The sequence below is a fragment of the Pseudomonas sp. ENNP23 genome (genome assembly GCF_001728945.1).
In the GTDB taxonomy this organism is placed as follows: domain Bacteria; phylum Pseudomonadota; class Gammaproteobacteria; order Pseudomonadales; family Pseudomonadaceae; genus Metapseudomonas; species Metapseudomonas otitidis.
In genome coordinates this window covers 66,305-74,158 of record NZ_LYSP01000034.1, presented here as the reverse complement: position 1 = coordinate 74,158, position 7,854 = coordinate 66,305, and the positions used below count along the sequence as shown (strand labels likewise).

At 65.8% G+C, this 7,854-nt stretch carries 9 protein-coding genes; 1 reads left to right on the top strand and 8 read right to left on the bottom strand.

The window, feature by feature from the left end; translation table 11 throughout:
- Positions 1 to 54: 54 nt before the first annotated feature.
- The 4 genes from A9G05_RS18900 to A9G05_RS18885 all read right to left on the bottom strand — a co-directional run bounded on the left by A9G05_RS18900 (position 55) and on the right by A9G05_RS18885 (position 3,580).
- On the bottom strand, positions 55 to 1,365 hold the full coding sequence (locus A9G05_RS18900) for an OprO/OprP family phosphate-selective porin (protein ID WP_069562433.1): 1,311 nt from the start codon (positions 1,363 to 1,365) through the stop codon (positions 55 to 57).
- Positions 1,366 to 1,620: 255 nt separating this feature from the next.
- Positions 1,621 to 1,854 carry an anti-sigma factor gene (locus tag A9G05_RS18895; protein ID WP_069562432.1) on the bottom strand — a complete coding sequence of 78 codons (234 nt, stop codon included), beginning with the start codon at positions 1,852 to 1,854 and terminating at the stop codon, positions 1,621 to 1,623.
- The gene (locus A9G05_RS18890) at positions 1,848 to 2,459 is read right to left on the bottom strand and encodes an RNA polymerase sigma factor (RefSeq protein ID WP_069562431.1); all 612 of its coding nucleotides are present in this window, start codon (positions 2,457 to 2,459) and stop codon (positions 1,848 to 1,850) included. The genes A9G05_RS18895 and A9G05_RS18890 overlap by 7 nt, the downstream gene beginning before the upstream one ends.
- Complete coding sequence (locus tag A9G05_RS18885; RefSeq protein WP_069562430.1) at positions 2,459 to 3,580, bottom strand: beta-ketoacyl-ACP synthase III; 1,122 nt, start codon at positions 3,578 to 3,580, stop codon at positions 2,459 to 2,461. The genes A9G05_RS18890 and A9G05_RS18885 overlap by 1 nt, the downstream gene beginning before the upstream one ends.
- A 454-nt stretch (positions 3,581 to 4,034) precedes the next feature.
- On the opposite strand from A9G05_RS18885, the gene A9G05_RS18880 reads away from it, so the two are divergent.
- A complete protein-coding gene (locus A9G05_RS18880; RefSeq protein ID WP_069562429.1) occupies positions 4,035 to 4,490 on the top strand; it encodes a hypothetical protein in 456 nt (151 codons plus the stop codon).
- Positions 4,491 to 4,528: 38 nt separating this feature from the next.
- Here A9G05_RS18880 and A9G05_RS18875 read toward each other — a convergent pair whose 3' ends face one another.
- From A9G05_RS18875 to pnuC, 4 genes are all read right to left on the bottom strand, one after another.
- Positions 4,529 to 4,960 carry an HIT family protein gene (locus A9G05_RS18875; RefSeq protein WP_069562428.1) on the bottom strand — a complete coding sequence of 144 codons (432 nt, stop codon included), beginning with the start codon at positions 4,958 to 4,960 and terminating at the stop codon, positions 4,529 to 4,531.
- Positions 4,961 to 5,043: 83 nt separating this feature from the next.
- A complete protein-coding gene (locus A9G05_RS18870) occupies positions 5,044 to 6,108 on the bottom strand; it encodes a sensor domain-containing diguanylate cyclase (protein WP_083272612.1) in 1,065 nt (354 codons plus the stop codon).
- Positions 6,109 to 6,194: 86 nt separating this feature from the next.
- Complete coding sequence (locus A9G05_RS18865) at positions 6,195 to 7,235, bottom strand: AAA family ATPase (protein ID WP_069562427.1); 1,041 nt, start codon at positions 7,233 to 7,235, stop codon at positions 6,195 to 6,197.
- A gap of 1 nt (position 7,236) precedes the next feature.
- A complete protein-coding gene (gene pnuC / locus A9G05_RS18860; RefSeq protein WP_069562426.1) occupies positions 7,237 to 7,827 on the bottom strand; it encodes a nicotinamide riboside transporter PnuC in 591 nt (196 codons plus the stop codon).
- Positions 7,828 to 7,854 lie beyond the last annotated feature (27 nt).

Here is a 7,854-nt window from a genome sequence, read left to right as displayed (position 1 = left end):
ATAAAAAAGCCCCGCCGAAGCGGGGCCCAAGAAGGAGCGGATGAACGGAGTTGCTTAGAACACGTACTGCGCGCGGATGACGAAGCCGTCGCCGTCGTCGTCGCCCACGCTGTTGGTGATCTTGTCGGTAGCAGCACGGACATAGGTACCGCTGATCTTCACGGCTTCGTTGGCGTACCAGTTCACGCCCAGGTTGTGCACCTTGGCCTTGGCGTCACCGACTTCGCGAGTGGCGGTAGCAGTGGTCACGTTGTTGTCGTCCACGCTGACGCTGTCGTAGCGGTAGAACAGTTCCCAGGCACCGATCTGCTTGTTGCTCGGCTTGATCTTGTCGAACTTGCCGAGTTTGTAGTCGCGCGCTTCACCGGTCAGTGTGTAGGCCGCCTGGACGTAGAAGCCATTGGCCTCGATGTCCTGGAAGGACGCGGAGTCGGCCTTCATCTTGCGCTTCATGTATTCACCCTGCAGGGAGAACGGGCCGGTGGCCCAGGCCGCTTCCAGGCCCCAGGCGGTGTCGTCGTCGTAAGAGCCGGCAGGACGGGAGTTGGCGCCACCGAAGACCACGCGGTTGCCATTGGTGCCGGCATCGTTGCCACCCAGGGTTTCCACGCCACGCATGCCCAGGCGGCTGCGGAAACGGGAGTCGACGGTGGAGTCGGAGACGTCGCGGCGGGCGAAGTTCGCACCAAAGTGCAGGACGTTGCCGGCTTCAGCCATCGGGGCGAAGACGCCGCGCAGGTTGACCTGCTTGTTGGCCTTGCCGTCGGTGTCGTTGCTGTCCTTGGAGAACACACCGCCGGACAGGTAGGCATAGTTGCTGATGGTGGTCGACACCTGAGCGCCCATGCCGTTCTGGTGGCCGTTGGCCCAATCGATGATGTCGTAGAAGGCGTTACGCTCCTGAGCGGTCACCCACTTGGAGCTGGTGGCTTTTTCCAGGCCGAACTCGGGGTCGAAACGACCGAGCTTGATCACCACCGGTTTGAAACCGGTGTAGGCGATGGAAGCTTCGTCGAAGTAGCCATCGTCGGAGCTGCCGGCGTTGTGGGAGAAGTCGTAGTTGATCTGGTAGGCCCAGTCGGTGTAAGCCACACCGCCGATCTCCAGGAGGGCGCGACGGAAGTAGGCCGCGTCAGCGGTGTCACCGTTCTTGGTGTAGATGCCGTCGAAGCTGCTGTAGTCAGCCTGCAGGCGACCACCGATCTTGAAGCTGAACGCCTTGTCGGTGGTGCCGACTTCCAGGCCGCCCTTGGTCTTGATAACGATGTCGGTGCCGTCGGTGGTCACGGTACCTGCGAAGGCCTGGGCGGAAATGGCCAGGGCGAGGGCGCTGGCGGCAATACCGGCGAGGTGCTTACGGATCATCGAAGATTCCCCTAATTGGTCTTAGTGCTGGAAAAACACCCGAGCCCAAGGGCTCGTTCGTGCTGGTGGGGAATGTTGGCGGGGGGTTATTTCAGCTCAGTTGCTTTTAGATAAATGTTTTATGACACCGGAACTTTTTAAGTCCGATGGGAAATATGACTCAACGCCAGTCACCATGCGGGTTACACGGCTACCAGGAAAGGCGCCCGCAAAAGGTTCATGCGGGAAACATGACGGAACGATGGCGAAGGTGCGTCAGCTCCGGGGACGACGCTCGTCAGCCAGGCGCTGGGCCAAGGCGTCTATTTCACCCGGTGAGGCATCCGGCCAATGCCTTACCACATCACGGGTCAGTGCCAGTTGGCGGATGAAACGCCGGCAATCGGCGCAGAACAACAGGTGGCGGCGTGCGTCGAGGCGCGCCAGCAACCCGAGTCGACCATCGAGGTAGTCGCTGGAGCAGGCCACCAGCGTTCGGCAGTTCAGCATTGGCCCGTTTCCTCGTAGTGCTCCAGGGTGGCGAAGACCTTCAGGCGAGCGCGATGCAACAGCACCCGCATATTGGAGAGTGAAACCTCCAGAAGATTACAGATGGCCTCCGGTGCCAGCCCTTCGCGCTCGTGCAGCAACAGCACGCTGCGCTGCAGGTCGGACAGGCTCAGCAGGGTCTTCTCCAGGCACTGGCGCAGCTCGTCGGCCTGCAGCAGGGCTTCCGGCGAATCCTCATGCCAGGCACTGGTCGGGCGCAGCCAATGGCCGTCGGCGGTGAAGCGGGCGTCATCGAGGCTGCCGTGGGGGGCCGGCAGGTCGTCCAGCAGCACTTCCCGCCGGGCCTGGCTGGCGCGGGTGCGGGCGGTGTTGGCGGCGATGGTGAGCAGCCAGGTCTTGAGGCTGGAGCGGCCCTCGAAACCGTCGAGCGCACGCACGGCGGCCAACCAGGCATCCTGGACCACTTCTTCGACATGGCGGGGGCCGGCGATGGCGTAGGCCACCGCGCGCATCGCGCTCTGGTGGGCGGCGATGAGCTGACGGAACGCCGAAGGCTCCCCCGCACGCAGGCGGGGGAGCAGCTCGGCGTCCGCAGGGAGGGGCATCAGCGCTTGCGCAGAATCACGCTGCCGATGGAGTAACCGGCACCGAAGGAGCTGAGCACGCCGAGGCTGCCGCTGGGCAGGTCGTCCTGGTGCTTGTGGAAGGCGATGACCGAACCGGCGGAGCTGGTGTTGGCGTAGGTGTCGAGGATCACCGGCGCTTCCTGGGGCTCGGCATCACGGCCCAGCAGCTTGCGGGCGATCAGCAGGTTCATGTTCAGGTTGGCCTGATGCAGCCAGAAGCGCTTCACCCGGGCCACGTCGATGTCGTTCTCCTGCAGGTGCGCGGCAATCAGCTCGGCCACCATCGGGCAGACGTCCTTGAACACCTTGCGGCCTTCCTGCACGAACAGCTTGTCGCGGGCGCCGATGCCCTCTTCCGCCGCGCGGTTGAGGAAGCCGAAGTTGTTGCGGATGTTGTTGGAGAACTGGGTCAGCAGCTTGGTGCTGACGACTTCGAACTGGTGCTTGGAGGTGGCCTTGTCGGCACGCTCCAGGATCACCGCGGTGGCAGCGTCACCGAAGATGAAGTGGCTGTCGCGGTCACGGAAGTTCAGGTGCCCGGTGCAGATTTCCGGGTTGACCATGAGGATGGCGCGGGCCTGGCCGGTCTGGATCGCGGTCACGGCCGCCTGGATGCCGAAAGTGGCGGAGGAACAGGCGACGTTCATGTCATAGCCGTAACCCTGGATGCCCAGGGCGGCCTGGACCTCGATGGCCACTGCCGGGTAGGCGCGCTGCAGGTTGGAGCAGGCGACGATCACGCCGTCGATGTCGGCAGCGGTACGGCCGGCACGCTCCAGGGCCTCGCGGGCAGCGCCCACGGCCATCTCGCAGAGGATGCCCCACTCGTCATTGGAGCGCTCGGGGATGCGCGGCACCATGCGCTGCGGATCGAGGATGCCGGCCTTGTCCACCACGAAGCGGCTCTTGATGCCCGAGGCCTTCTCGATGAACGCCACGCTGGATTCGGCCAGGGCTTCCACCTCGCCACGCTCGATGGCAGCGGCGTTCTCGGCGTTGAAGGCCTGCACGTAGGCGTTGAAGGAGGCCACGAGTTCTTCGTTGGAGATGCTGTTGGACGGGGTGTAAAGGCCGGTGCCACTGATCACGACGTTGTGCACGGTCGATCCTCTCGTTGCGGGGCTGTGACGGACACAGCCGGTTGGGCAGTTGGTTCGCCGGCCGACAGGGCGCGCCCGGCGTCTTGAATTGGGCCATCTCCGGGCAGCGGGATGGTGGGTGGAACGGGTTGGCAAGTCATCCGTGCCCCGGACCGGGCACAGCCCGCTCAGGATAACGGGGCAAGGCGCTCGCTGGCGGCGAAGTTTGCCACAGCACGGGCCTTTCTGGCGCCTGCCGGAACGCCACGGCAGACCACCGGGCATTTCGGTAGCCTCGCCACAATCAGAAAAAACCAATCAATTCATAAACAAGCGCTCACATGCAACCGATCCGACTGGCAGGCACACTCCCTGCCCACTGCTGCCTGCGTCGAGTCGAGAAGCGGGCACGCAGACGAGGAGCAGCGCGCATTCACGCGACTGCGTCAACACAAGCCGAACAGGAACTTTCGACATGGAAGTAAAAAACGATAACCCCTACCAATCTCCAGAAGCGGAACTCCAAGCAGGGGAGATCGCCCACGAAACGGCCAACCCGCTATACCGGATCAGCGCTGTCGGCTGGGCCACCCTTTTCGGTACACCACTGGCCGGAGCCTGGATCGTGATGCACAACCTCCAACTACGAGGCAAGGCCAACAAAGGGGCGTTGGTATGGACAGGCTCGATCGTCCAACTGCTACTCATTTGCGGACTGATCTGGCTCCTGCCGGAAAGCGTTCCGGCGCTGCCGTTCACCGTCGTTCAGGTCGTAACGATGCTCATGTTCGCCAGCGCCTTGCTGGAGGACGACATCAACCAGCATGTCGAGGAAAACGGAGCCTTCCTGTCCAACTGGCAAGCGGTGGGTGTCGGCGTGGTGTTCATGCTCGGCGTTTATGCACTGGTGTACCTAAGTGCCTTGATCTAGGCAGCTCAACTGCCCTCGCAGCGCGAGGGCAACAGGCCTTACAGGTGGCGGCTGATGCGCGCCTGGAGGGCTTCCAGCTCAGCGGGGTCGGCCTTCTGGCTGGCGTGGACGCCGAGGCCTTCACCCTCGTAACGGGGAATGATGTGGAAGTGCAGGTGAAACACGGTCTGCCCGGCCGGGGCGCCGTTGAACTGGGCCACCTGGACACCAGCCGGCTTCAGCTCCTCGGTGATGACGCGGGACAGGCGCTGCACCACCGCCATGACCTTCGCCAGCGCCTCCGGGTCCACGTCCAGCAGGTTGCGCGCCGCCGAACGCTTGGGGATCACCAGGGCATGGCCGTAGGACTGCGGGAACAGGTCGAGGAAGGCGAGCACGTCGTCGTCCTCGTAGAGCCTGTAGCACGGGGCATCGCCCCGGATGATCTGGGCAAAGATGTTCTGCGGATCGTAGGTACCGTGAAGGCTCATCGTGGCGCTCCATATGCCGACTGGTCAGCCGCGCACCTTACCCGCTGCGGCGTCGGAGTTGAACCCCCGGCGCCGTTCTGGCGTCACCCGGTGCGCTCCAGCACCACCACCCGGTTGCGCCCCTGGGACTTGGCCAGGTAGAGGGCCTGGTCCGCTGCGCAGATCCAGTCCTCCACCGAGGCCATGCGCCCGTCGAAGACGGCCAGGCCGACGCTCAGCCCCACATCGCCTTCTTCGCGGGCGATCTTCTCGCGCAGGCGCTCCAGCAGCACCCGGGCGCCCTCCTCCTGGGTCATCGGCAGCAGCACACAGAATTCGTCGCCGCCATAGCGCCCGCACAGGTCGGTGTCCCGCAGGGTCTCACGCAGGTCGCGCCCAAGGCGCTCCAGCAGTTCGTCGCCGGCCAGGTGGCCACGGGTGTCGTTGACGGCCTTGAAGTGATCCAGATCCACCAGCGCCAGGCAGGCGGGCTGGCCACCCCGTTGGCAGCGGAGGAATTCCTGCTGGGCCTGCTCGGTCCAATGGCGGCGGTTGTAGAGGCCGGTGAGGCTGTCGGTCTGGCTCAGGGTGCGCAGCGCCTTGCGGCTGCGCGCCACGCTCTGGGCCAGGTCATAGAGGGTGGCGCCGATCACCAGGGGCTGCAGCAGCAGCATCGGCAGGCACAGCAGCAGGTGCTGCAGGGTGATGGGGCTGTGAAAGGTGAAGCCGAACACCAGGACGCCCGCTGCCACACCCGCCAGTTGGGCCAGCAACCCCTGGGCCACGAAGCGGATGCCGCCGGCCGCGACGTTGTTCGCCTGCAACATGGCGAAGGCCACGCAGGTGGCAAGCGGGCTGAAGCCGGCGGTGGCGATCCAGAAGGTGCCGGCGAAGGAGTCGAACAGGATGTGCCGGCGCTCGTTGCGCACCGGGTCCTGATAACTCCGGCTCAACACCAGGGCCGCCCAGGGCCAGACGAAGGAGAACAGCACCAGCAGCCCCCACACCCACGCCGGTCGGTGTAACTCCCACAGCGGCAGGGCCATGCACAAGGCGCCGACCGGCAGCCCCAGGGCACGGGGCAACAGGGCCCGCCAGACGAAGCGGCTGTGCCCGTGCCTGCCGGCAGGCGCTGCCGGGACGGTCCTGCTGCCGTTTTGCCTGGCCATGATCGTTCACCCTCGGGAGTCCTGCCGGGCTGTATAGCACGGCGCCATAACCCTCACCACGTACCTCGCGGCCCGTAGCCCGGGCTTCAGCCCGGGGAGGCATTGCGCAGATGGACCAGCACCTGCTCCACCCGCGCCTCCAGCGGGCCACTGAGCATTTGATAGCGCCAGCCGCGGCGTTGCAGTTCGGCGTGGTACCAGGCCTGCTGGCGGCGGCGGAAGGTTTCGTCCTGGCGGGTGCCGTCCTGCACGAAGGGGAAGTCGTCGGCGCAGAGGAAGGTGTGCGTGTAGGGGCGTTCGGCCAGGGTAGCCAGTTCGGCATCGGCGCGGCCGAACATCGCGTGGCTGTAGAACAGCGTGGTCAGCGCCGAGGTGTCGCAGACCAGGTAGCGCCCGGCCGTGAGTGCTGCCTGGTCCTCCCGGGCCATCTGCGTGCGGCCGATGTGCAGCAGGTCGTCGTAGTCCAGCGCGCCGTCCTTGGCCACCCAGTGCTCGCGGCCGAACTCAGCCACGCAGGGGGCATCGAGTACTGCGGCCAGGGCGATGGCGAGGCTGCTCTTGCCGGTGGATTCGCCGCCGAGCAGGACGATCCGTTCGACGAAGTCGGCGTGCACCTCGGGGGCGAGGAAGCCACGCAAGCCATGGGGATCGGCGCGCAGGCGGGTGCCGGAGACGGGCACGGCGAGGCGCTGCGGGTCGACGCAGACGTGCCGCACCGGGTGGCCGAAGACACCCGCCAGGTGCGCGGCGAACCCCTCGCCATAGCCCTCGCTGGTGAATACCGCGTCCACCGTGGTGCCGAACACCGCCTGGCAGAACTCGGCAACGAACTGGCGCGGCTCGAACTCGGGGGCGTCGTTGTGGGGCAGGTCGGGCAGGCGCTTGCCCTGCTCCCGCCAGGCCTGGATGCGGGCCGGGGTGACCACCTCGGCCTGCAACTCCGGGAAGCGCAGACGCAGCCAGCGCTCGCGGCGCCCGGCCTCGCAACCCGGCAGTTCGGGGAGGGACCAGCAAAGCAGCAACAGCCGCTCGCATTGCCCCTGGGCCGCGCGGATCAGCCGTTCATGGCCCAGGTGCAGCGGCGAGAACTTGCCCACCACCAGGCCGGTGCGAAAGGTCGCGCTCACCTCAGGCGGGCTCCTGCCCGGCCAGGGGCGTGGCGGCCTGGCGCAACTCACGGCGCCAGCGGTACAGGCCGTACCAGGCGTTGCACCAGAACAGGGTGTAGAGCCCGGCGGTGAGGTACAGCTCGCGGGAGGCGAAGAGCGGCACCGCCAGGGTATTCACCAGCAGCCAGGCGTACCAGTTCTCCAGGCGCCGGCGCATCAGCAGCAGCTGCGCCAGCACGCTGAAGGTCAGCACCAGGGAATCCACCAGCGGTGCGTAGGCATCGGTGAAATGGTGCAACAGCGCCCCATAGGCCAGCGCCACCACCACGGCCAAAGCCGCCATCCGCAACAGGCTGGCCGGAGCGGTGCGGCTCACCGGCAGTTGGGTGCCGGCGTTGCCGTGCAGCCAGGCCCACCAGCCCAGGGCGCTGGTGATGATGAAGAAGCCTTGCAGGGTGACGTCGGCATAGAGCTGGGATTCGAAGAACAACCAGCCGAACAGCACGCAGCCGAGGATGCCGGTGGACCAGGTGTGCACGCTGTTGCGTGCGGCCAGCAGCACGGCGATCAGGTTCACCAGGTCGGCGACGAGTTCGAGGGTGGAAGGCATGGGGTCGTCCTTGTCCGATGCGGCCGG

Excerpts from the sequence above, each read along its gene's own strand:
- A9G05_RS18900 (WP_069562433.1), bottom strand. The coding sequence starts at position 1,365 with ATGATCCGTAAGCACCTCGCCGGTATTGCCGCCAGCGCCCTCGCCCTG.
- A9G05_RS18875 (WP_069562428.1), bottom strand. The coding sequence starts at position 4,960 with ATGAGCCTTCACGGTACCTACGATCCGCAGAACATCTTTGCCCAGATC.
- pnuC (WP_069562426.1), bottom strand. The coding sequence starts at position 7,827 with ATGCCTTCCACCCTCGAACTCGTCGCCGACCTGGTGAACCTGATCGCC.
- A9G05_RS18895 (WP_069562432.1), bottom strand. The coding sequence starts at position 1,854 with ATGCTGAACTGCCGAACGCTGGTGGCCTGCTCCAGCGACTACCTCGAT.
- A9G05_RS18880 (WP_069562429.1), top strand. The coding sequence starts at position 4,035 with ATGGAAGTAAAAAACGATAACCCCTACCAATCTCCAGAAGCGGAACTC.
- A9G05_RS18870 (WP_083272612.1), bottom strand. The coding sequence starts at position 6,108 with ATGGCCAGGCAAAACGGCAGCAGGACCGTCCCGGCAGCGCCTGCCGGC.
- A9G05_RS18890 (WP_069562431.1), bottom strand. The coding sequence starts at position 2,459 with ATGCCCCTCCCTGCGGACGCCGAGCTGCTCCCCCGCCTGCGTGCGGGG.